This is a genomic window from Kitasatospora herbaricolor, from assembly GCF_030813695.1.
GTDB classification, from domain to species: Bacteria; Actinomycetota; Actinomycetes; order Streptomycetales; family Streptomycetaceae; genus Kitasatospora; species Kitasatospora herbaricolor.
This window is the reverse complement of record NZ_JAUSVA010000002.1, coordinates 4,282,390-4,304,108: the sequence shown is the minus strand read 5'-3', so window position 1 is coordinate 4,304,108 and position 21,719 is coordinate 4,282,390. Positions and strand designations below refer to the sequence as shown.

The window sequence follows — 21,719 nt, the reverse complement described above, 5'->3', positions numbered from 1 at the left end:
TGGGAAGCACGTCATTGCTGCCGTCGCGGACCGCTGCGAGGCTGGGGCGCATGACGACCCGCACCGTGCTGATCGTCCTCTTCGAGGGCGTGCAGAGCCTCGACGTGACCGGCCCGCTGGAGGTGTTCGCCGGGGCCGGAGCCGCCGCCGGGCCGGCGGGGGGCTACCGGGTGCGGACGGCGGGGCCCGCCGGCCGGACGGTCCGGACCAGCAGCGGGCTGCGCCTGTTGCCGGACCTCGACCTGGACCTCGACCCCGGCCCCGACGAGCGGCCGCACACCCTGCTGGTGCCGGGCGGTGACGGGACCGCCGACCCCGATCCGGCGCTGGTGCGGCGGATCGCCCGACTGGCCTCGGGGGCCGAGCGGGTGGTGTCGGTCTGCACCGGTGCCTTCCTGCTCGCGGAGGCCGGCCTGCTGGCCGGCCGGCGGGCGACCACCCACTGGGCGTACTGCGACACGCTGGCCCGGCGGTACCCGGACACCGAGGTCGATCCCGAGCCGATCCACGTCCGGGACGGGCGCATCGCCAGTTCGGCCGGGGTGACGGCGGGCATCGACCTGGCGCTCGCCCTGGTCGAGGAGGACCACGGCCGGGACGTGGCGCTGCTGGTCGCCCGGCACCTGGTGATGTTCCTGCGCCGCCCCGGCGGCCAGGCGCAGTTCAGCGTGCAGCTGGCCGCGCAGGTCGCGCAGCGCAGCCCGCTGCGCGAGGTCCAGCGCTGGATCGCCGAGCACCCCGGCGGGGACCTCTCGGTGGACGCGCTGGCCGCCCGGGCGGCGCTGTCGCCGCGCCAGTTCGCCCGGGTCTTCAAGGCCGAGGTCGGGGTCAGCCCGGGCCGGTACGTGGACGGTGTCCGGCTGGAGGCCGCCCGGCGCCGGCTGGAGGACAGCGCGAGCGGGATCGAGGAGATCGCCCGGGCCTGCGGCTACGGCACCGCCGAGGGGATGAGGCGCGCCTTCGTCCGGACGCTGGCCGTGCCCCCGGTGGAGTACCGCCGGCGGTTCCGGCCCGCCTGACCGGCTCCGGCCGTGCCCGACCCCGCCCGCGTCCGGCCCGCCCGTTCCGCCCGGCCTTTACCGCCCGCCCGTTCCGCCCGGGCCGCCTGACCGGCACGGCCTGCCAGTCGGCACTTCCGTGCCGCCCGGCACCAGGCGGCACCCGTCCGCCCGACCACCTTCACCGAGGGAGAACCCGATGCAGATCGCCGTCCTGCTCTACGACCGTTTCACCGCGCTCGACGCCGTCGGCCCCTACGAGGTGCTCGGCCGGATCCCCGGGGCCGAGGTGGTCTTCGCGGCCGCCCGGCCGGGGCCGGTCCGCACCGACCAGGGCACGCTGGCCGTGACCGCCGACGCCGCGCTGTCGGAGGTGACCTCGCCGGACGTCCTGCTCGTCCCGGGCGGCCCGGGGACCGCCGAGGTCCTGGCCGACCCGGCCACCCTGGACTGGATCCGCCTGGTCGACGCCGGCACCACCTGGACCACCTCGGTCTGCTCGGGCTCCCTGCTGCTGGGCGCGGCCGGACTGCTCGAAGGGCGCCGGGCCACCTCGCACTGGATCAGTCTGGAGCACCTCCCGGCCTTCGGGGCCGTCCCCACCGCCGAGCGGGTCGTGGTGGACGGCAAGTACGCCACCGCCGCCGGGGTGTCGGCCGGCATCGACCTCGCCCTGGAGCTCACCGGCCGGATCGCGGGCGACGAGACCGCCCGGGCGATCCAGCTGGTGGTGGAGTACGACCCGCGGCCGCCGTACGACGCCGGGTCCGTCGCCACCGCGCCCGCCGGGCTGGTGGCGGCCCTGCGGGCGAGCGACCTGGTGGTCGGCGCACCCTGACGGCGGCCCCGGGGCGGGTCTGCTCCCCGGCCACCGGCCCGGCCCGGGCGGGTGCAGGCCTAGGCCGTCCAGGCCGGGTCCCGGCCGGAGAGGGCGAGCGCCCGGTCCATGGCGGAGGCCGTACCGGGCACCGCCACCGGCTCGCCGAAGCCGCTGTACTTCAGGTACAGCTCCGCGTTCTCCTCGACCACCCTGAGCACCGCCCCGGCGGCCTCCGGGGAGCACCGGAACTCCTGGCCGGTCGCCCGGGCGACGTCCCAGCCGTGCAGGACCAGCTCCGCCAGCAGCAGGCCGGCGAGTACCGGGGCCGGCGTGCGGCCGCCGCCGCTGTCGATCTCGCCCTCCCACACCGACGGGTCGGCCCAGGCGGCCACCGCCCGGTCGAGCCGGCCGGCGTAGGCCTCGGCCCAGCCGTCCTCGCCCGTGAAGTCGCGGGTCAGCAGCTCGTCCGGGATCGGCTCGCGCCGGGCCCGGAGCTCCAGGCCGTGCGAGGAGTACAGCACCCAGTGGTTGACCAGGGTGCGGGTGTCGTAGTCGGTGCAGGGCGTGGCGCCGGCGAGCTGCCCGGGGCTGATGCCGCGGGCCACCCGGGCGGCCTCGGCGGCGCCTTCGGCCAGCGCCCGGTGCAGCTGCTCGTCCATCGCCCGTCCGGGAGCCGCAGTCGGCCCGGCCTGCTCGGTTCTCTGGTTCATGGGGCGACCGTAGGCAGCCCGCGGGGGCCCGGTATTGAACAAACGCGACAGCCCCCGCCCGGGCCCCGTGCCGGACTACGCTGGCACGATGACCGACCCCGGGCTCGGGCGGGGGTGCTCCACCCGGCCGCCGCCGCCACCCAGTTCGACCTGCTGCGACGGGAGCCGGCCGCCGACCTCGCCCCGTACGTCGAGTACCACTGGATCGTGCGGTGGGACCTGCGCGGCCGCCCGCCGTACGAGCAGCAGGTGCTCTCCCATCCGAACGTCCACCTGGTGTTCGAGGAGCCGGCGGCCGCCGTCTACGGGGTGCGGCGCGGACTCTTCTCCCGGCGGCTGACGGGGGCCGGCCACGTCCTCGGGGTGCGGTTCCGCCCGGGGGCGTTCCGCCCGCTGCTCGGCGCCCCGGTGGCCGGCCTCGCCGACCGGGTGGTGCCCGCCGCGGAGCTGTTCGGCCCGGCCGCCGACGAGGCCGGGCGGGCCGTCCTGGGCACCGCCGACCCGGCCGCCATGGCGGCGGCGGCCGAGAGCTTCCTGCGCGAGGTCCTGCCGGCGGAGCCGCCGCAGCCGGCGGCCCGGCAGGCCGAGGCCGTCCTGGCGCTGATCGCGGACACGCCCGCGCTGGTCCGGGTCGACCAGGTGGCGGCGGCCGCCGGGATCTCGGTGCGCGGCCTGCAACGGCTGTTCGCCGAGTACGTCGGGGCGAGCCCGAAGTGGGTGCTGCGCCGGGCCCGGCTGCACGAGGCGGCGGCCCGGGCCGAGCAGGGCACGGGCGTCGACTGGGCCGCTCTGGCGGCCGACCTCGGCTACGCCGACCAGGCCCACCTGGTACGGGACTTCACCGCCGTGGTCGGGGCTCCGCCGGCCCGGTACGCCCGGCGCGGGCCCGCCCCGGCGGGCCGGGGCACAGCCCGCGCGAGCCGCTGAGAATCCGCTTGCCGGACTGCCGGCGGGCCGTCAGGATCGCTCCCGTGCCTGGACAACGCAAACGCAAGGAACGGGAGCTCCGTCGGCGCGCGGATTCCTGGCAGGGGCCCTGGGAGACGGTCTTCGAGACCCAGGACCCCGAGGAGTGGCGGGAGTACCTCCGCCGGATCCGTGCCGAGGGCCGTCGTCCCGACGAGTCGAGGCTCAGGTACGACGTGCTCTGCGGCCGCCTCGTGTCTCCGACCACCTACCGGCTGAGCGTCCCCGCGGTGCCACCACCGCCTCGCTGAGGGCCGGCCGGGCGGTGGTGGCAGCACCCCGCCGGGGCCGGCCGGGTCGGGGGTGAACCCGCCTCACCCGCCGGCCAGTTCGGCGTCGGCCCGGGCCGTGACGGTGGCGACCACCCGCCCGGCGACGGCGAGTTCCTCCGCCGTGAAGTCGCCGTACAGCCGCGCCGTGATCCCGCCGACGGCGTCCCGGATCCGGCGCTGCCGCTCCTGGCCGGCGGCCGTCAGCCGCAACCGGGAGGGCTCGGCGGGCGGTTCCTCCAGCAGCCCGGTGTCGGTGAGCCCGGCGAGGGCGGCCCGGGCGCTGTCCTCGTCGATCTTCAGGCCGCCCGTCAGCCGGGCCACGAGCTGCCCACGATCGGCCGAGCCGCCGCCGTCGGCGGTGGCGTTGAGCGCCACCGACTGGAGGAAGGTGGTGCCGGTGCGGGCGAGTTCGCGTTCCAGGAGGGCCCGGGTGGCGTAGTGGGCCAGACCGATGACCTGGCCGTTGAGGCTGGGGGTGGTGGACATGGCTGCTCCTTCTTCGGGGAGTCCGCTGCCGCGGGCCGGGGTCGGTGAGCTCCGCCCTCTGCATTTACAGTACATGGCTACTATGTTCATGGCTATCAATTCCTGAGGGGCGCCCGCCCGGCCCCGCCGGCGTGGTCTTGCGGGCGCCCCCCGCCCCGGCCTGCGCCCGTGGAGTGATTTCGTCCGCCGCCGGCCGGCGGAACGCGGTTCGGAGCACGGGCCCTGACGGACGGTCGTGTCTGCTGGTGCTGGACCGTCCGGTCCCGCCCCAGGGCGCCGGCACCCCGACCACCGGAAGGCACCCCACCCCATGGCCCACTTCCCGACCACCGGCGGCCGTCTGGCCAAGGCCGTCCCGGCCGCCGCCGCGGCCGCCCTGCTGACCGTGTGCGCCGCACCGGCCGGCGCGCAGACCACGGTCCGTCCGACGGCCGTGACGCCGGGCGGCTGCACCTCGGCCACCGACCCGGCCCTGGCCGACCGCCTCGCCGGGGACGTCGCGGCCGCGCTGTCGGGCCGGCAGGGCACGGTGGCCCTGACGCTGTGGGACGCCGGCACCGGCACCTCGTGCGCCTACCGCCCGTCCGCGCACTTCGACTCGGCGAGCGTGGTCAAGGTGACCATCATGGGTGCCGTGCTGCGGCGGGCCGACGAGGAGGGCCGGCCGGTGACCGCCTGGGAGGAGGACAACCTCCGGCCGATGATCACGAAGTCCGACAACGCCGCGGCCACCGCGCTCTGGCTCGACCTCGGCCGGCCCCGTCTGGAGGCCTTCCTGCGGCTGGCCGGCCTGACCGACACCGTCCTGGGCGCCGACGACCACTGGGGCCTGACCCAGGTCACGGCGGCCGACGAGCTGAAGGTGCTGGCCCTCTACACCGACGACCCGTCCGTCCTCTCGCCGGAGAGCCGGGCGTACGGGCTGGACCTGATGAGCCAGGTCGTCCCGGAGCAGCGCTGGGGCGCCCCGTACGGCGCGCCGGCCGGTGTCACCGTGCACGTCAAGAACGGCTGGCTGCAGCGCGCCACGCACGGCTGGCGGGTGCACAGCCTGGGCATCTTCACGGGCCCCGGCCGGAACTACCGGATGGCCTTCCTCACCCACGACAACCCCACCGAGGCGTACGGGATCAGCACCGTCCAGCGGGTCGCCCAGGTGGTGCACCGGGAGCTCGACGCGGCCGCCGGCGTCCCGGCCGCGGCCGCCCAACCGCTGCCCGCCGGACCGGACATCGGCGCCCCCGAGATCTCCGACGGCTCGGCCCCCTACGAGCGGACCGGCCCCGAGCGGGCACCCGCCCCCGCCGGCCCGCTCCGGCCGGGGCGCCACGGCACCGGGGCCGGGTGACGGGACGCGAACGCCGCGGCCGCCCGCCCCCGTGGCGGGGCGGGCGGCCACTGTCAGGTCACTTCGTCCCCCGGGTCACCCCGTACGCCGGGTCAGGGCCACCCGCGAGCGGGTGAACCCGGCGGCGAGCAGCCAGGCGAGCAGCGGCAGCCCCGCCACCAGGGCGGCCAGGTACGGCCAGGGGACCACCAGCGGGTGGGTGCCGAGGTTGATGCCGCCCGCGGCGTCCACCACCGGTCGGACACCCAGGTTCTCGACCCGCTGGACGGCCGCCGCCGGTACGAACCCCGCCAGCGCGCCCAGCACCGCGCCGAGCGCGGCCACCGCGGCGCACTGGAACCCCGACAGCCGGCGCCGGATGCCCGGCCCGGCGCCCACGGCCGCGAGGGTCGCCAGGTCGCCCCGGCTGTCCGTCGCGGCGAGGCCGGTGGCGATGCCGGCGGCTGCGACGGCCACCGCCGAGGCGGCGATCGCGAGGCCCAGCATGGTGGCGTCGCCGTACCTGCTCCGGTAACCGCGCTCCACCGAGAGCTTGGCGCCGGGGCCGTGCGCGGTGACGGCCGCGGTGGCCCGCTGCTCGTCGGCCGGGCCGGGGGCGTGCGCGGGCAGCCAGACCGACTCGTACGTGGTCGGGGTCAGTCCCGCCGCCTCGGCGGCGGCCGGCGACAGCACCGCGCGCGCCGCCGGTGTCTTCGCCCGCACCGCGACCGCCGGGAGGCTGGCGGTGCTGAGCTGGTTGCCGCCCGGGCCCTCGGCGCCGTACCGGGTCAGTTGCAGGGGCACCGCGCCGTCCTTGACGTAGCGCGGGTCCAGGACGACGGCCTTGCCCGCCGCCAGCGCCTGCACGGCCGCGGGGTCGTCCACCCCGAGCAGGTTGCGCAGCACCGTGGCGTCGCCGGTGATCAGCTCGCGGACGTCCTGCGGCGCCGGGGCGCCCGCCTTGCACCTGGGGTCCTCGGCGAGCAGTCGCCGGGCCTGCGCCTCGTCGAGGCGCACCGCGCCCCAGGGGCCGGCCGCGCCGGCCGCCGGGGGGCAGAGGTTCTCCGCCGGCATGTCGAGCCTGACGGTGCCGCAGAAGCTCCCCGGCCGGCCGTCGCAGGCGCCGTACGTCAGGTTCCGCAGGTCACCGCGCTCCCCGAGGCCGGGGACGGCCTGCTCCACCGTCCGGCGCAGGTCCTCGGCGGCCTTGCCGGACAGAGCGGCCGCCACGGAGGCCGCGGACGCTCCGGGGGAGGTGGCCGTGACGGAGGCGGGCGAGACCTGCGGGGCCCGCAGGACGACCGCGCCGATCGGGGCCGACGCCGCGTAGTCCGCCCGGTCCGCGGCGTCGCTGCTGGACTGGAAGGTCAGGACCGCGACCGCCCCGGCGACGGCGGCCATCACCGCCGCCACGGCCGGGGCGGAGCGCCCGCGGTTGCGGGCCGCGTCGCGCAGCGCCAGGCGCGGTCCGAGCGGCAGGGCCCGGGCGATCCGGCCGAGCAGGCCGACGAACCACGGAGTGCAGGCGACCAGGCCCAGCTCCGCGATCACCGAACCCAGCATCACGACCCGGGTCCGCGAGCCCTCCAGCGCGCCGAACAGCGCGAGGCAGGTCCCGGCCCCGGCCACCAGAACGCCGGCCACCGGGATCCAGATCGCGGGCGGACGGGTGGCCGGGCGGCCGGTGAGGGCGGCCGCCACCGGTTGCCGTCCGGCCTGGACCGCGGGGACGATCGCGGCCAGCAGCCCGGTCACGACGCCGATCGCCAGCACGCCGAGCAGGTCGACGGGTTCCAGCGCGAAGTGCCCGAAGCGCGCCCCCGACCTGGCCTCCAGCCACGGCCGGCCCAGGGCCACGGCGAGGCAGCCGAGCACCGTGCCCGCCAGCGCGCCGGTGCCGGCGAGCACGACGGCGCCGCCGAGGACCACCCCGCGGATGTGCCCGCGGTCGCCACCGCCCGCCGCGATCAGCCCGAGGTGCCGGCGGGACCGCCGGGCGCCGACCGCGAACGCCGGACCGGCCAGCAGGACGACCTCCAGCAGGGCCATGCCGACGACGGTGGCGGCGATCGTCGAGGACTTCAGGGCCTCGGTGGCCGCGGCGCCGGAGAGCGGGGTGTCCCGGTAGAGCGGGACGGCGCGGTCCGGCGGCGGGTCGGCGAGGACGGCCCGGGAGGCGACGGTGAAGCCGTAGGTGTTGGCCCGCTGCACGTCCTCCCAGCCGAAGGCGGTGCCTGCGGGCAGCGAGACCAGGAAGTCCGCCGGGCCGTCGGCCGCGGTCCGCTCGGAGCGGTCCTCCGCCGCGGCCAGCAGGGGGCCCAGCTCGCCGGGACGCCCGATCAGCCGTTCCGCGCCGAGGTCCCCGGGGTACTCGACGGCCGCGGTGATCCGCAGCGGCTGGTGGGTGCCGGCCAGGGTGGTGCTCCCACCGACGCTCAGTCCCGACCCGGCGAGGAAGCCGGTGGTCGCCGCGACCTCGTAGGGGGCGGCGGGCCAGCTGCCCTCGCGGAGCGTCGTGATGCCGCGCGCCAGCGGATCGGCCAGGTCCAGGCTCCAGGCCTGCACCCGGGCCTGGCCGGCGGTCGTGCTGGTCAGGGCGTAGCCGGAGGGGGACTCCACCGGCAGCAGCCGGGCCCCGGCGGGCAGCGCCTCCTTGAGCAGCTGGTCGAGCGGCCGGGCCGCGCGCGCCGTCTCCTCCTCGGTCGGAACGGGTTTCGGGCCGTTCTGCGAGAGGACCAGCGTGGTCGCCGGATCGGGGTCCGGCGCCTGCTCCAGCCGCCAGCCGGCCCGCACGGTGCTGAGGTACGCGTCGGCGCCGCCCATCAGGCGGGTGGCGCTCTCCTGCGGGGTGAGCACGCTGCTGCGGGCGACCACGTCCGCGGCCGTCACCCCGACCACGGGCAGCGCGATCATGGCGATGATCAGGGCGCTGCGGCCCTTGGCGCGCAGCGCGTCGCGACGGGCGAGGCGCAGGGCGGCCCGCCAGGCGGAGAGGTTCATCGGGTGTCTTCCTTCTTCCTGGTGGTCCACCCGGTCGGGGCGGTGCGGCGCTCGGCCGCGGGCCCGGCCGTAGGTCCGAGTGCCCGGGGCCGGCCCCCGGACGCGGTCAGCACCGGCTTCCCGTCCCGGCGGCCGGAGCCCCGCCGGACCCGGCCCGCTCCTCCACCACCCGGCCGTCCTGCAACACAACCACCCGGTCCGCCCAGCGGGCGTGGCGGGGGTCGTGGGTGACCACGACCGCCGCGGCCCCGGCGTCGCACCGGGCCCGAAGGACGGTCAGCACCTCCTGGCCCGTGGCGGAGTCGAGGGCGCCGGTCGGCTCGTCGGCCAGGACCAGCCGCCGCTCGCCGATCAGCGCCCGGGCGATGGCGACCCGCTGCTGCTGGCCGCCGGACAGCTGGTCCGGGAACCGGTCCGCCAGCTCGGCGATCCCGACCTCGGCGAGCGCGGCCTGCGCCTGGGCCCGGGTCCGCCGCCCCGGCGCGCCGTCCAGCTCGCGCGGCAGGGCCACGTTCTCGGCGGCGGTCAGCGTCGGAATCAGGTTGAAGTCCTGGAACACGTACCCGATCGCGCGGCGCCGGACGGCGGACAGCGCCTTCGGGGACAGCCCTCCCAGCCCCTGCCCTTCGACCAGGACCTCGCCCGAGGTGGCGCTGTCCAGCCCCCCGGCCAGCCCGAGCAGGGTGGACTTGCCCGAACCACTGGGCCCCGTCACGGCGACGAACTCGCCCGGAAGCACCGTCAGGTCCACCCCGCGCAGCGCGTCCACCCGCGCCCCGCCCTGCCCGTGCGTCCGGGTCAGGCCCCGCAACTGCAGGACGGCCTGCTGCCCGGGGGCCCGCTTCGGTGCGGTCGTGCTCGTCACTCGTCGGCTCTCTTCCTGTCGGCCGCCACCGGTGGTGGCGGCGCGGGCGGCGGCGAGGGTGTGACCTGATGTCACCGCCCCGCCGGGGTGGGCCGGGCGATGCTCCGAGCCCCCTGCATACCGAGTATGTATACCCGGTATGCAGGGGCGCAAGGTGAACCCGGGGCATTGCCCTTTCGGGCAGTCGGGGTGGTCCGCGCGGGCAACCCGGAGGCGGCGGGGCGAGGCCCGGCGGCTCCGGCCCGATGACTCACCCGGCGTGGTGGTGATCGATGAGGTGCCCCACCGTTCGACGCCGCCCTGATCACAGGTGGGCTGCCACTGATCTGCCGAGAGTGGCCGATCGGCGCCTCGATGTGGGAGTTCCTCGGCGCGGCGCCGGAGAACCCGATCTCCGCGCTTGTGGTTCGGGCCGAGCGGTCCTTGGCGCGCTTCCGATCGCCCTGCACCCCTCCGAGGAGTGTCGCCACCGCGTGGCGGACCCGTATCTGCGCTTCTGGCCGGCCTTCCCGGATCCGCACACGGCAGAGATCGAGCGCATGCGTGGTGACCTACCGCTGGAGCGGGTCCGGGAGCGGTGGCCCGGTTGGCGAGGTCGCGCGGTCGAGCCGCTGATCCGGGAGTCGCTCGCTCGCATCGTGCCCGACGGCGATCTGCCGGCAGCCCCGGCCGTCGGTGGCTGCTGGACCCGTAGCAACGACGTCGAGATCGATCTCGTCGATGCTGATCGTCAGCCCGTCGCCAAGCGGCTTCTGCTTCTCGGGTCGATCGCGTGGTTGGAGCTCCCCGTTCGACGCTCACGTCCTGGCCGACCTCCACGAACCGGGCCGCGCTCATAGGCGACCCGATCCCGCTCGTCGCGGTCTCCCGAAGCGGCGTCAGCTGCACCGGGCTCCAGGCAGCGAACGGACCGGATGAACTGCCGGATGATCTGCTCGGTGCTGGCGCACCCGCTGACCGGTAGCCGTCTGCCGGGCGGGGCGGACGGGATCAAGAGGCCGGCTGGGCCGAGCGGCACGGGCGTCCCGGCCCGGGAGAATCGCAAGATCTTCTCCCGGGCCTCTCCCGAGAACGTTCTGAAAAGCAGTCAGGGCCGGTGTCCTGTGAAGGACACCGGCCCTGAGCTGGTGTTACTGGGTCGGGGTGGCGGGATTTGAACCCACGGCCTCTTCGTCCCGAATTAGGCCCTGGAAGATCCGCAACCTGCTGCTGTTGCCAAAGGCACAGCTCAGAGGTTGCTATGCGTTGGTCTTCGTTGGTCCAGTGAGGGCATCGATCCAGGATCGTCTCCAAGGATTCTCCAGACCCTGGAGCCCATCTGTTGCCATGCCGACGTGACGGTCTCCATGCGCTTGGGTGGGTGCTACGACTAGGCGGCCGCGACTCGCGGGTCTGCGATCCGCTCGGCGGGCGGATCAGTAGAAGCATGGATCGGTGCCCGATCTGTGCGGTCAGGAACGTTGTCCTACCTGGCCCGTATGCTCTGGCCATGGAAAAGGGAGCCATCTCGCGGGACGACATCCTGAGGACTCTGCACGAGTACGACGAGTTGGGAGGGCCCGTCTTCCTCAACCGGTACGGCTATGGGGCGGCCCGCAAGTACCTGATCCTGCACGACGGTAAGGCCTACGAGTCCAAGGCCGTTGCGGGAGTTGCCCACAAGCACCGCTTTGGCAGGCCGCTTGGCTCCGATGAACTCAGCGGCGGCCTGGGCCACGCGGTGGACTGGCTCAAGCGTGAAGGCTTCCAGATCGGGGCATCACGCAGTCCCAAATGGACCCGCGATGAGCTGATCCTCGCTTGCGACGTGGTTGCACGGAATGGCTGGCAGGGCCTCTCAGCCTCGGATCCACGTATCGCTGAGCTGTCGGACCTCCTGCAGCTGCTGGCTGCCTACCCGCCCGAGCTACGGGCTGTTGAGTACCGCAACCGCAACGGTGCGGCGTACAAGACCCTCAACATCGCTAGCGTCCATCCCGCCTACACAGGCGATCCGACGAACCACGGCCAGCTGGACCGCGAGGTTCTGCAGGCCTTCCTCGACCGCCCAGCTGAGATGGCGCAGGCTGCGCAGTTGCTGCGGGATGGACTCAGGGACGGGACCCTGCAGCCGGTGCGGCCTGACGACGAGGACGCGGACGACGATGAGGTGAGCGCTCCTGAGGGCCGCGTTCTCTACCGTCGCCACCGCACGCGAGAGCGCAGTAAGAAGCTCCGCGAGAAGAAGATCGCTTCGGTGCTTAAGAAGGGCGATCCCTTGGCCTGCGAAGCCTGCGACTTCGACTTCGCCCAGGTCTACGGCGAGCGCGGCAAGGGATACATCGAGGTCCACCACGTCGTCCCGCTCCACGAAGCGGGTGAGAGCACCACGAAGCTCACTGATCTTGCAGTCATCTGCTCGAACTGCCACCGCATGATCCACCGGAGTGCTCCATGGCCCACTCCGGCACAGCTTCGGGTGCTGGTGCTGGTGCAGGAGCAGGCGGGTGCGGCCGAAACATCACTGCCGAGGCAACGTTCCGGTGTCGAGCACAGCGACGAGACCATCTGAGTGATCCGGCGCTCTGCCTAGCCCTTGACCCGAAGTAACTGGGCTGACGATCTGTCATGACGGAAGGGTCGGCCGGCATCGGTGCGGCGACAGTCGGCGCACGGCATGCTTCAGTGCTTGATCTTGAAGTGCTTGGGGCGCTTCTGCCGGTCCTCGCTCCGCAAGCCCACTCAGATTCGCCCGAATCGGGCGGCAGGCCATCAGTCGGAGTCAGTGGGCAGTCGACGGATGGGCCGAGCGGGCCTCTACATCTCCACCTTGTTGATGTCAGAGCTCACGCGCGACGAGTGCCAAGATCATACTTTGGCTGTTTCGCTCGGCAACGGCTCAGTCTGCGATTCGCTGAAAGATGTCCAGGGGTGGCGATCACATGGCTAGACTCCCCATGCGGAAGCGCGCCCAGATAGGCAACCTTCGGGGGAGCGCCCCCATGCCACTAGAACTCGCTAGCTGGAGCAAACGTGTCAGATTTCGATTTCCAGCAATCCAGACTCGCTCGGCGCTACTCGCCATGGATTGACGGAGATTCGCAGGGTGGCGAAGATGAGCGCGCAGAATTCTTCAAAAGCGGCATAATCATTCTCGATACAAATATTCTTCTCAGTTTGTATGAGTACACCAGGACCAGTCGCCTGGAGATCCTCTCGGCTCTAGAGAATGTCTCCACCCAGCTTTGGCTTCCGTATCAGGTCGGGTTGGAGTTTGTGAATGGTAGGCGACGTGTCTTGGTTCGGCAGAGCGAGGAGCTTGGCCGCGCCCGGAGTCTGACCGAGAAGAGAGCGACGGAGGTCATTAGGACAATCGCGTCACATTCCGATCAGATGACTTCCCTCATCGGCCGATACTCTCGCGATACTCAGCCCCAGGTTGACCTTGAGAGCCTACGTGAAGAGTTTAAGCAAGCTTCCGAAAAATGGAAGTCAGGAATCCTGAAATCCCTGGGAAATCTAAAAAGGGCTCAGGATATCAGCGTCGACGGCATTGGCAAATCGGACCCAATTCTTGCCAAGGTCGCAGAACTCTTTGGCGATCGAATCGCAGATCCTACGGGCGCCGATACGGTTCGCAGGAGGATACGCGACGCAGTCGACTACAGGTTCCCTAACAGGATCCCTCCAGGATTTTCCGATGAGGGTAAGGATACCGAGCTGGATCAGGCTGGAGACCTTCTAATTTGGGAAGAGATCATTGAGCATGCCGCATCCTCCTCATCGAAACTCGTTCTCTTCGTGTCAAACGACACTAAGGAAGATTGGTATGAGCCCGCCGGACCCGGACAAGCAGCTCGGCCGTGGCCGGCACTGTTCGAGGAGATGAGAGTGCGGGCTGGATCCCGCCTGAGAATCGAAACTGCTGCCGAGTTCTTCGATGGCATTGAGAGCTACCTGAATATTCCGATCAATGCTTCTACATTCGAAGAGATTGACCAGGTTGCTGACGAGATCGAAAGTTTTCCGGCCAGCGCCGACCTTAGCGTTGATGGGGGCCTCTCTAAGGTGGTAGCAGCATTCCATGCTACCGATCCGCAGGGTGATCTCCTGGAATCTTGCGTCCGCGACGCGCTTGCGATCGCACTGTCCGATGCGAGCGGCGATGCTGCATCGGATCACCGGGCTGTCAGCAGCGATGGAATGATCGCCTCTGTTTTGACCAGCCGGAATATCGCCCAGAGGTTCGAATTCGTCGGCAGCGAGTTTGGTGATTTCCTGGTAGAAGGGGTTCCCGTTGTCTTTAAATATACAAGTCGACGGTCCGCCATCATGGTGAACTGGCAAATGGTAGGCGCCGTTTTCCTATTTGTTCGATATGATCGCACGAAGAATTCATATTCGGCTGGATTGTTTGCGGCCGAGGAGCATCTGCGTGGTGCCTCCAGCCTTCGCGGGGCACTCCAGGTCCATATTGAACGAATTCCTGGTGTGCACTGGCTGGCCCGCAACAGGAGTCTGCACTGACCTTCTGTCAGTCGAGTCGCCCTCGTGCTGAATTTGCGGAACGACTGCGTGGCTAGGGTACGGCAATGACGTGTTGCCGAACCCTAGCCTTTTGCGCTTTAGGTCAGATTCCTACCCGCAGCCCTTGATTTTCGGGAGCTGAGCCGGAGCCTCGAATGCCGCCAGGAGAGTTGAAATATGTTCAGATAAGAGTATCCGCGATGAGCTGCATCGAGTCGGAAATCACAACAGCGCCAGCGGCGGCCAACTTGAGGTCCTTCCCCGGCTTGTTAGCGAAACCAATCGTGGGTACGCCGGCTGCTTTCCCGGCCTCCACATCGCGGGCTGCGTCACCGATGAAGACGCAGCGCTCCGGCCCACTGCCTGCGGCTTCCATAGCTTCGAGCAGTAGTCGTGGGCTTGGCTTCATGGACGACGGGTCACCGGGAATTCGCCCGAAGACACCCGCCACGTAGTCACCGAGACCGTGCTCCGATAGGTAGGCCTTGATAGCCGTGCCCGAATTGTTGCTGACAATTGAGACCAGTCGGTTGGAGCGGGCGCAGGCGCGCAGAACCGACTCTCCGCCTGGGGTCGGCCGGCCAACCCGGACAGCCTCGGTCTCCAGCGCAGTCAGGGCGGCGTCTGCACCCTCCGTGAGGTCGGGTCGAGTGGCCGAGATTAGCCGGAGCAGGGCGAGTGGATCGTTTTCTTCCTCGTCTCCGGACCGGGCCTGGCCGCCGTCGGCGAGGAAACCGTCCCGAAGCCGCCGTGCGACTTCGGGAGCGGGAAGGCCGGCGAAGACGGAGCACACCGGGCCGTCAAAGTCGAGCAGGATGTGCTTCGCCGGCCGGAGCACGTCGGCGAGCAGCTGTGGGGTGGCGCTCATGGCTGACGCTCGTAGGCGATGGTGGACCACACGCTGTCGAACCACATCTGGGCCTGCTGGACGTACTGCGACCCGAGTGACGCTTCGTCCGGACCGGCAGCGTGGTGGAACAGGGTGGTGTCCTTACCAGTCACGTCGTAGAAGGTGTGGTCCGCGCCGTCGACCGCGATGGTCCGCTCGCGCAGTGGATAGAAGCCGAAGAACGCTTCCGAACGATTCAGGATGTAGAGCTTGAACAGGCTCGATGCTTGGTGAACCTTGACCTGGACGCTAGCTGACTGCACCAGCCCAAGCTCCGCCAGGACCTCCACCGAGTGGGCGATGCCTCCCGCGTTGGTCAGCGCGATGTTCCGCGCCCGCTCGCGAAGTGCCACCTCATCCTTGAGCCCGTCGACCAGCACAGGGACAGCCATCGGCGCTGTGGTATCCGGCAGCAGCAGGCGCACAGTGATGGCCTCTGGGGTCAGCCGACCTGAGCGGATCTTGTCCAGCGGTTCCTGGAGCGCGTTGTGCAGGGTTTCGCTGGAGAAGCCAGCGAAGTCGAGCGTGACTTTCTGCTGCTCGAAGGCGGCTTCGAGGTGTGGCCTAAGCCCGACCGGGCGTGAGGTGCGCTCCCGGACGAACGAGCCGCTTCCCTGGCGGGTGATGATCAGCCCCTCTGTGCGGAGCAGGTCCAGGGCCTTGTCGACAGTGCCGCGCGCCACACCGAAGTGCTTGGCCAGCTCAGGGCCAGACGGAAGTTTGTCGCCGGTCTCAAAACCCGGCTTCTTCGTGAGGATCGAGGCCCGCAGAGAGCTGCTGACCTGCTGATACGGGGGGCGAGAGTCATCCGGGTCTAGGGCCATGCGCCAATGCTAGGACAGGTGCCCAACAGACGCGAGAAACCCGACCCTCTTGACCTGCCTAAGCAGGTTCTCTAAGTTGTGAGTGTCGTCACCGAGAGAAGCGGGATCGACGCGGAGGGGCCTTCTTTGGGCTGCTCTGCACTGCACGAAGGCCCTCGGAAGAACGGCTATGACAGCCGTTCAAGCGGGTGGCTGAGCTGAGGCGGAGGACGCTGCAATCTCCGCAAAGGCCAGGGGACAGGGGCTTCGGCCCCGACTGGCGAGGTGGCCCGGTGACCGCGAGCAACGGCCGGAGAGTGGGGGCGAGGCCCCCCTTGCAGTGCGTATCCCTGATTGCCGATCCCGAGGAGGTCCCCATGGGCCTGATCGTCCGCGAGTCCCATAGATCGCCTCACCGTGGCATTTTCCGGTGAGGCCTCTTGACCAGCACTCACGGTTCCCGGCGTACACCGCTACTGGCGGCGGACGTCGGGTTCCGCGGCTGCTCGTCGTACGACGTGTGGTCCCGGCCCATAAGTCGGGGCTGCCGCGCCTTCCTTGGCCGGAGCGCGGCAGCCCCTCAGGGCCTACTCACCTCCGAGAAGAGGCAGACCCGTGAAACTGATTGTTGCAGGCCAGGAAGCCGCTACGGCTTCCGAGTTCGCCGAGCTGGCCCTCGGCATCGATGTGGAGCTGTTCGCCGGGTCCGACGGTGAGGACGACCTCGACCGCCGGACGCGGCTGGCGGTGGCCACCGAGGTTCTGCGGGACCTGGCGCCGGAGGCGGCCCGGTACGCGAAGGCCCTGATGCGCACGGCTGCCGAGCGCCGCCGGGTGCAGGTGTGGAGGGCCGCCTGATGGCGGCCGCCGCCCGGCGCGTCGCCCGCGTCACGATGCCCCCGCTGCTCGACGTTGTCCCGGACCTGTCCGCCGGCGCCTGCCGGGACGTCCCGGACCCGGACACGTTCTTCCCGGAGGCCGGTGACGAGGTCGGCGCCGTGCGGGCGAAGCGGATCTGCGCCGGCTGCCCGGTGCGATCCGCCTGCCTCGCCTACGCGTTGGCCACGGACGAGCCGCACGGCGTCTTCGGCGGCCTCGACCCCACCGAGCGCGGCGCCTGGTCCCGCAAGGCGGCGGCCGCCGTCGCTCTCAACCCGGTGGGCGGTGCCGCGTGACCACCCCCCTCTCCCAGGCGGATGAGGCCCTGCGGCGGGTGCGCGAGCACGCCGCCCGCCGCGCCCGGGCCGCCGCCCAGCAGCCCCCGGCTCCCGCCGCCCAGCACGCCGCGGGGCCGGTGGCCGCCGAGGTGCCCACCGGCGGTGGGCGGTGAGCGGCCACCGGGTGCCCACCGAGGTGCCCACCCAGGCCCAGATCGACCGCACCTCGCGGACGATCTCCGGGTTTACGTGGCTGCTGACCGGGGCGGTGGTCATGGTGAGCATGTCCACCGCCGCGCCGTTCATCGACGCGCACTCCCCGGGCTGGGGAACCGGCCCGATCATGGCGCTCGGCACCGACGGCTGCTTCATCCTCAGCCTCCAGTCGGACGGCACCCTCGCCCGCTACGGCGTGAGCGGCGGACGCTGGCCGGCCGCCTTCCGGTGGGTCACCGGCCTGGCCACGGTGTGGCTGAACATCGGGGCTGCCGCACTGGCAAAGGACCTGGTGGGCGTGGTCGTCCACCTCATCCCGCCGCTTCTCCTGCTGCTGGTCGCGGAGGCCGGTCCGGCCTACCGCCGGGCCCTGGCCCGCCTCGCCCACACCCCCGCCGCACCGCCGACCAGCGCTCCGGCGGGGCCGCCCCGGGAGCCGGTGAACACCCCGGCGCCCACCGCTTCGGAGCAGGTGCCCACCGCCTTCCCGCCGGTCGGGAACGGGCCGCTTCCGCAGCCGCTTCCGGTCGTCTGGAAGGTCCCGAAGCACCTCCTCCCGCCGCCGGTGAACACCCCCACCGCCCACCAGGTGCCCACCGGCACCGAACAAGTGCCCACCCGGACCGCCCACCCTGCCGCCGGGATGCTCCCCGCGGGCCCGGCAGCGAACCCAGACAGCCCGGTGGTCACCCCGGTGCCCGACGTCGGCGAGGAGGTGCCCACCGCGGTGCCCACCCCGCCCGAGGAGGTGCCCACCGCGGATGCCGAGGACGAGGACCGGGAGGAACCGGCGCTCGTCCGGCTCGGTGAGGCGGAGGCTGCCGCGGTGATCGAGGAGTGCTGGCGCGAGGGCGTCAGCCAGCGTGAGGCCGCCCGCCGGGCCACCCGCGCCCCGTCGTTCGTCGGCCGGATCTACAAGCGGCTCGACGCCGACCGCGGCACCGGCCCGCAGGCCGGACCGCTCGCCGCCTAGGAACAGCGCACCACCCAACACCCCCGCATGTGAATCGACTTGGAGAGTGTCCGATGCGTTCGCGTGTCCGTACCACCAAGGTCCAGCTCCCCCGTCAGCGCGGGCGGCGCGGCCCGTCCGCCCACGTGATCGACCTCGGCCGGGGCGCCGCCCCCGTGGTCGTCGTCATCCCCGAACGCCCCACCCTCGGCCGACAGCTGGCCTACGCGACCGGCAGCGCCCTGTGGCGCCACCGCGCCGCCTGGGCGCCGACGTGGGGAGCGCTCGGCCTGTTCACCGCCGCCGGGCTGCTGTCCGTCGCGGCGCCGGCCGCCGGGATCGTTCTCACCGTCCCGGCCCTGCTCGTCCCCGCCGGATGGGCCCTCGTGCGGCGCTGGCACCCGCGCTCGGCGGTGCGCCGCCGGGCCCGTGCCCTACGCCTTCCGGTCCTGCTCACCAGCGCCGTCGCGCTCTGGACGGGCGCCGCGTGCCTGTTCGGCACCATCAACTGGCCGCTGTTCGGCCTCTGGGCCGCCGCCACCGCGACCGGCCAGGCCGCGTGGTGGCGCTCGCGCCGCACCGTGCCCACCGTCCCGCTCCAGCCCTGACCACACCTGAAGGAGCACCGTCGTGAGCGTTCCTCCGCAGAACAACCCCAACCAGCAGCAGTGGTTCCAGGCCGGACAGAACTACGTCCGACCGCCGCAGTCCCCGCAGGGCAACCCCGGTGGCGGCACCCGGGGCCGCGGCGCCGGCCGCCCGGCCGGCGGGCAGGGTGGTGACGGCGGGAATCAGTACCACTTCCACTACAACTCCGGCGGTGGCAGGCTCGGTTCGGGCGGCGCCCGCACGCCGGGGGCGGGCGGGATCGGGCAGGCCAACCCCGGCGCGCAGGGCGGCGGCCAGCGCGGCGGCGGGCGGACGCATTCGCCGCTCGGTGACCCGGAGTTCTTCACCAACGCGGACATCCGCAACTACTGCGAGAACGCCCGCGCCGCGTTCCTCCAGCTCTCGTTCGAGCTGGCCATGGCCGCGGAGGTGCTGCAGGCGGTGCTGAAGGAGGTCCCCGACCCGAACGGGCGGCCGTTCAGCGGCCAGATGCGGGCCCGCCGGGTGGCGAAGCACCTGAAGAAGACCGCCGACGACGCGAAGGACGCCGCGAAGAACGCGGCCCGCACCTACGCCTCGTTCCAGCGGGAGTTCGACCCGGAGCTGAACCGCTCCGGCCGCCCGCGCCCGCCGCGCCGGTCCTTCGACTTCGGCGCCTGACCAGCCCCTCTGTCCCGCACTGACCCCTGAAGGAGGTCACCGTGTCCGGCACCAACCAGGGCGTTCATCCGCTTCACCTCGACCCCAACCACCCCGGCCCCTACGGCCGGGGCGGGGGTGGTGGGGTGGGTGAGTACCTGCTCGACCGCGCCAAGCCCTACCTGCCGCCGTGGCTGCTGGCCGGCGGCACCGGCATCCTGTCCCTGCCCGCCTACGCCCTGTGGGGCGGCTCCGCCGCGGCGTCCGCCGGCCTCACCCTCGCCTCCGTCGGGCTCACCGCCGCCACCTGGTGGGCGGGGAAGTCAACCACCCAGCAGCGGCGGCTGCACTCGGCGATCACGGTCGCCGCCGGAACCTCCTGGTTCACGGCGGCGGCCCTCGCCGGACCCGCCACCGGCCCGCTCGGCAGCCTCTACCTGATCGGCGCGCCGGCGCTCGCCGCCACCTGGAACATCCGCCAGATCCTGCGGGTCAACGCCGACGGCCAGGCCAACAGCCCCGACAAGGGCCTGCTGGAGAAGGTCGGACTCGCCAAGACCATGGTCACCAGCGCCAAGGCCGCCCCGAACAAGGCGACGTTCGACCTCCAGCTGCCGCCCGGGGAACTCACCCCCGACGACGTGGCCAAGGCCCTGCCCCGCCTCGCCGGCGCGTTCAAGGTCGCCCGGAACGCGGTGCGGATGACCACCGACCCCGACGACTCCTCCCGCGCCACCGTCACCGTCGTCCCCACCGACCTGCTGAAGAACACCGTCGCCTTCCCCGGCCCGTCCTCCCCGGGCGGGTCGATCGCCGACCCGATCGTGGTCGGGATCTACGAGGACGGCACCCACGCCCTGCTCTGGTTCCCCGGCGACCCCACCGCGGGACGCAACGCGATGCACCTGATCGTCATGGGGATGACCGGCTCGGGGAAGTCCGAGGGTGGCATCACCGTCCTCGGCGAGGTCGTCACCCGCCGGGACGTGATCGTGTGGGCGTCCGACCCCGCCAAGGCCGAACAGACCCTCGGCCCGCTGCTGCCCTCGCTGGACTGGGCTGCACTGGACATGAACTCCACCAAGGCCATGATCGAAGCCCTCAGGGCGTCCATCCCGGCCCGCACGGCGTGGCTCGCGAAGTACGGCTACAAGCAGTGGGAACCGGCGTGCGCCGAGACGCAGTCCGACGGGGCCCCGGGGATGCCGTACCTGGTGGCGTGGTTCGAGGAGGCCGCGAAGACCATCCGCGAGACCGACGACGACGTGTTCACCGGCATCGCCCAGGAAGCCCGCTCCGCCGGCATCTCCCTGGTCATCTCCCTCCAACGCGCCTCCGGCACGCAGGTCTCCACCGACTCCCGCGCCTCCTTCGGGTCCTCCTGGGTGTTCGGGGTCCGCGACGAGCGGGACGCCGGATTCGCCCTCCCCGACGAGGCCCTGGACGCCGGGGCGGCGCCGCACACCTGGAAGGACAAGAAGCCCGGCTACTCCTACCTCGTCGCCAACGGCGTCCCGGAGACGTTCTGGGCCACCCCCGCCCGCTCCTACCTCACCCCCACCGACTACCTGCACTGGGCCGCCGTCACCTTCGCCGACATCCGCTCGACCTGCGACCCGATCACCGCCGGCGCCGCCGCGAGGGCCGCCGGACCGGCGTTCACCAAGCGCACCCGCCACCCGCTCCCGGCCCTCCCCGACGCTCCGGCGGCGGCCGGGCAGGCGGACTTGGAGGGGTGGGACGAGGAGGACGGGCCGCTCCACCTCACTGCGGGGGACGACATGGACGACGATGTCGAGCCGGACGAGGACGACGGCGGGGAGTGGATCGACCCGGAGCAGGCCCTGCCGGAGGTCCGCACGATCCTGCCCCTCGCCGCCCGGCCGGCCGGGCCGCCGGCCCGCAAGCTCGGCCAGCAGGAGGCCCGCGCAGCCATGATCGATCTGCTGGCGGAGTTCGAGGACGAGGGCCGTACCGAGGTCGGCCCCACCGACTTCATGGAGCACTGCGACCGCTTCAACCGCTCCCGCCAGTGGGTCTCCGGGCAGGTCGCCGACATGGTCCTCACCGGTCGTCTGCGCGAGACCGACCGGGCCGGACGCTACGAGATCGTGCCCGAGCGCACCTCGGTCGCCTAGGTGACAGGCGACAGTCGCCGACTGTCACCCGAGGCCCATTTCCCCAGGTAACGCGTGCGCGCGAGGGGTGACAGTCGGCGACTGTCACCCCTCTGTCACCCGACCTGACACCCCACCCAGCGCTGTATCTGACACCCCGGAAGGGGCTGCTTCGCCGTGCTCATCACCGCGTCCGCCGCCGTCGTCTTCGGCCTCATCACGATCATCCTCGTCCGCACCCAGCGCGCCAACGCCATGACCGCCGTGCCCATCTGGCTGTCCGGGTTCACCGCCGCCAGCACCGGCCTGGCCGGGCCCGTGAACCAGGGCCTCACCGCCCTTGCCCACCTGCTCGCCTCCCTCCACTGATCTACGCCCGCGCACGGC

21 protein-coding genes and 1 pseudogene are annotated in these 21,719 nt (G+C 72.2%); 16 read left to right on the top strand and 6 right to left on the bottom strand.

Annotated elements, in window-relative coordinates:
• The first annotated feature begins 50 nt into the window (after positions 1-50).
• Together J2S46_RS19190 and J2S46_RS19185 are read left to right on the top strand one after the other, a co-directional pair.
• Entirely contained in the window at positions 51-1,019 is a 969-nt protein-coding gene (locus J2S46_RS19190; protein WP_191288961.1) for a GlxA family transcriptional regulator, read from the top strand.
• Positions 1,020-1,197: 178 nt separating this feature from the next.
• Positions 1,198-1,836, top strand: coding sequence for a DJ-1/PfpI family protein (locus tag J2S46_RS19185; protein ID WP_191288960.1), 639 nt, complete (start codon positions 1,198-1,200; stop codon positions 1,834-1,836).
• 59 nt (positions 1,837-1,895) lie between these two features.
• On the opposite strand, the gene J2S46_RS19180 is transcribed toward J2S46_RS19185, so the two are convergent.
• On the bottom strand, positions 1,896-2,528 hold the full coding sequence (locus J2S46_RS19180; protein ID WP_370882205.1) for a TIGR03086 family metal-binding protein: 633 nt from the start codon (positions 2,526-2,528) through the stop codon (positions 1,896-1,898).
• A 114-nt stretch (positions 2,529-2,642) separates the two neighbouring features.
• On the opposite strand from J2S46_RS19180, the gene J2S46_RS19175 reads away from it, so the two are divergent.
• The gene (locus tag J2S46_RS19175; protein WP_191288959.1) at positions 2,643-3,455 is read left to right on the top strand and encodes an AraC family transcriptional regulator; all 813 of its coding nucleotides are present in this window, start codon (positions 2,643-2,645) and stop codon (positions 3,453-3,455) included.
• 44 nt (positions 3,456-3,499) lie between these two features.
• Complete coding sequence (locus tag J2S46_RS19170) at positions 3,500-3,745, top strand: hypothetical protein (protein ID WP_191288958.1); 246 nt, start codon at positions 3,500-3,502, stop codon at positions 3,743-3,745.
• Positions 3,746-3,808: 63 nt separating this feature from the next.
• Here J2S46_RS19170 and J2S46_RS19165 read toward each other — a convergent pair whose 3' ends face one another.
• On the bottom strand, positions 3,809-4,252 hold the full coding sequence (locus J2S46_RS19165; RefSeq protein ID WP_191288957.1) for a winged helix DNA-binding protein: 444 nt from the start codon (positions 4,250-4,252) through the stop codon (positions 3,809-3,811).
• Between the two features lie 310 nt (positions 4,253-4,562).
• Here J2S46_RS19165 and J2S46_RS19160 point away from each other — a divergent pair, with 310 nt between their 5' ends.
• A complete protein-coding gene (locus tag J2S46_RS19160) occupies positions 4,563-5,600 on the top strand; it encodes a serine hydrolase (RefSeq protein WP_191288956.1) in 1,038 nt (345 codons plus the stop codon).
• A gap of 75 nt (positions 5,601-5,675) precedes the next feature.
• Here the strand turns inward: J2S46_RS19160 and J2S46_RS19155 are convergent, their stop codons facing one another.
• Both J2S46_RS19155 and J2S46_RS19150 read right to left on the bottom strand, forming a co-directional pair.
• Complete coding sequence (locus tag J2S46_RS19155; protein WP_191288955.1) at positions 5,676-8,579, bottom strand: FtsX-like permease family protein; 2,904 nt, start codon at positions 8,577-8,579, stop codon at positions 5,676-5,678.
• Between the two features lie 106 nt (positions 8,580-8,685).
• Positions 8,686-9,444 carry an ABC transporter ATP-binding protein gene (locus J2S46_RS19150; protein ID WP_191288954.1) on the bottom strand — a complete coding sequence of 253 codons (759 nt, stop codon included), beginning with the start codon at positions 9,442-9,444 and terminating at the stop codon, positions 8,686-8,688.
• A gap of 279 nt (positions 9,445-9,723) precedes the next feature.
• On the opposite strand from J2S46_RS19150, the pseudogene J2S46_RS19145 reads away from it, so the two are divergent.
• The 3 genes and pseudogenes from J2S46_RS19145 to J2S46_RS19135 form a co-directional block, all read left to right on the top strand.
• Positions 9,724-10,408: pseudogene (locus tag J2S46_RS19145) on the top strand (DUF234 domain-containing protein); the annotation flags it as partial.
• A gap of 525 nt (positions 10,409-10,933) precedes the next feature.
• Complete coding sequence (locus tag J2S46_RS19140; RefSeq protein ID WP_191288953.1) at positions 10,934-11,995, top strand: HNH endonuclease; 1,062 nt, start codon at positions 10,934-10,936, stop codon at positions 11,993-11,995.
• Positions 11,996-12,456: 461 nt separating this feature from the next.
• Positions 12,457-13,950, top strand: coding sequence for a NaeI family type II restriction endonuclease (locus J2S46_RS19135; RefSeq protein ID WP_191288952.1), 1,494 nt, complete (start codon positions 12,457-12,459; stop codon positions 13,948-13,950).
• A gap of 181 nt (positions 13,951-14,131) precedes the next feature.
• Here the strand turns inward: J2S46_RS19135 and J2S46_RS19130 are convergent, their stop codons facing one another.
• Together J2S46_RS19130 and J2S46_RS19125 are read right to left on the bottom strand one after the other, a co-directional pair.
• Positions 14,132-14,818, bottom strand: a complete 687-nt coding sequence (locus J2S46_RS19130) for an HAD family hydrolase (RefSeq protein ID WP_191288951.1) — start codon at positions 14,816-14,818, stop codon at positions 14,132-14,134.
• Complete coding sequence (locus J2S46_RS19125; RefSeq protein WP_191288950.1) at positions 14,815-15,663, bottom strand: GntR family transcriptional regulator; 849 nt, start codon at positions 15,661-15,663, stop codon at positions 14,815-14,817. The genes J2S46_RS19130 and J2S46_RS19125 overlap by 4 nt, the downstream gene beginning before the upstream one ends.
• Positions 15,664-16,257: 594 nt before the next feature.
• On the opposite strand from J2S46_RS19125, the gene J2S46_RS19120 reads away from it, so the two are divergent.
• The 8 genes from J2S46_RS19120 to J2S46_RS19085 all read left to right on the top strand — a co-directional run bounded on the left by J2S46_RS19120 (position 16,258) and on the right by J2S46_RS19085 (position 21,701).
• Entirely contained in the window at positions 16,258-16,500 is a 243-nt protein-coding gene (locus J2S46_RS19120) for a hypothetical protein (protein ID WP_191288949.1), read from the top strand.
• Entirely contained in the window at positions 16,500-16,817 is a 318-nt protein-coding gene (locus J2S46_RS19115; RefSeq protein WP_307350610.1) for a WhiB family transcriptional regulator, read from the top strand. The genes J2S46_RS19120 and J2S46_RS19115 overlap by 1 nt, the downstream gene beginning before the upstream one ends.
• Positions 16,814-16,972, top strand: coding sequence for a hypothetical protein (locus J2S46_RS19110; RefSeq protein WP_191288948.1), 159 nt, complete (start codon positions 16,814-16,816; stop codon positions 16,970-16,972). Before J2S46_RS19115 ends, J2S46_RS19110 begins: the two co-directional genes overlap by 4 nt.
• Positions 16,969-17,988: a hypothetical protein gene (locus tag J2S46_RS19105; RefSeq protein ID WP_229912377.1), complete on the top strand. Its 1,020-nt coding sequence runs from the start codon at positions 16,969-16,971 to the stop codon at positions 17,986-17,988. The genes J2S46_RS19110 and J2S46_RS19105 overlap by 4 nt, the downstream gene beginning before the upstream one ends.
• A gap of 53 nt (positions 17,989-18,041) precedes the next feature.
• Positions 18,042-18,575, top strand: a complete 534-nt coding sequence (locus tag J2S46_RS19100) for a hypothetical protein (protein ID WP_191288947.1) — start codon at positions 18,042-18,044, stop codon at positions 18,573-18,575.
• A 22-nt stretch (positions 18,576-18,597) separates the two neighbouring features.
• Complete coding sequence (traA, locus tag J2S46_RS19095) at positions 18,598-19,236, top strand: plasmid transfer protein TraA (RefSeq protein ID WP_191288946.1); 639 nt, start codon at positions 18,598-18,600, stop codon at positions 19,234-19,236.
• Between the two features lie 41 nt (positions 19,237-19,277).
• The gene (gene traB, locus J2S46_RS19090; protein ID WP_229912375.1) at positions 19,278-21,353 is read left to right on the top strand and encodes a plasmid transfer protein TraB; all 2,076 of its coding nucleotides are present in this window, start codon (positions 19,278-19,280) and stop codon (positions 21,351-21,353) included.
• 156 nt (positions 21,354-21,509) lie between these two features.
• Complete coding sequence (locus tag J2S46_RS19085) at positions 21,510-21,701, top strand: hypothetical protein (RefSeq protein WP_191288945.1); 192 nt, start codon at positions 21,510-21,512, stop codon at positions 21,699-21,701.
• The last annotated feature ends 18 nt before the right edge of the window (positions 21,702-21,719 follow it).

Excerpts from the sequence above, each read along its gene's own strand:
- J2S46_RS19155 (WP_191288955.1), bottom strand. The coding sequence starts at position 8,579 with ATGAACCTCTCCGCCTGGCGGGCCGCCCTGCGCCTCGCCCGTCGCGAC.
- J2S46_RS19140 (WP_191288953.1), top strand. The coding sequence starts at position 10,934 with ATGGAAAAGGGAGCCATCTCGCGGGACGACATCCTGAGGACTCTGCAC.
- J2S46_RS19125 (WP_191288950.1), bottom strand. The coding sequence starts at position 15,663 with ATGGCCCTAGACCCGGATGACTCTCGCCCCCCGTATCAGCAGGTCAGC.
- J2S46_RS19180 (WP_370882205.1), bottom strand. The coding sequence starts at position 2,528 with ATGAACCAGAGAACCGAGCAGGCCGGGCCGACTGCGGCTCCCGGACGG.
- J2S46_RS19100 (WP_191288947.1), top strand. The coding sequence starts at position 18,042 with ATGCGTTCGCGTGTCCGTACCACCAAGGTCCAGCTCCCCCGTCAGCGC.
- J2S46_RS19115 (WP_307350610.1), top strand. The coding sequence starts at position 16,500 with ATGGCGGCCGCCGCCCGGCGCGTCGCCCGCGTCACGATGCCCCCGCTG.
- J2S46_RS19185 (WP_191288960.1), top strand. The coding sequence starts at position 1,198 with ATGCAGATCGCCGTCCTGCTCTACGACCGTTTCACCGCGCTCGACGCC.
- J2S46_RS19190 (WP_191288961.1), top strand. The coding sequence starts at position 51 with ATGACGACCCGCACCGTGCTGATCGTCCTCTTCGAGGGCGTGCAGAGC.
- J2S46_RS19165 (WP_191288957.1), bottom strand. The coding sequence starts at position 4,252 with ATGTCCACCACCCCCAGCCTCAACGGCCAGGTCATCGGTCTGGCCCAC.
- J2S46_RS19130 (WP_191288951.1), bottom strand. The coding sequence starts at position 14,818 with ATGAGCGCCACCCCACAGCTGCTCGCCGACGTGCTCCGGCCGGCGAAG.
- J2S46_RS19160 (WP_191288956.1), top strand. The coding sequence starts at position 4,563 with ATGGCCCACTTCCCGACCACCGGCGGCCGTCTGGCCAAGGCCGTCCCG.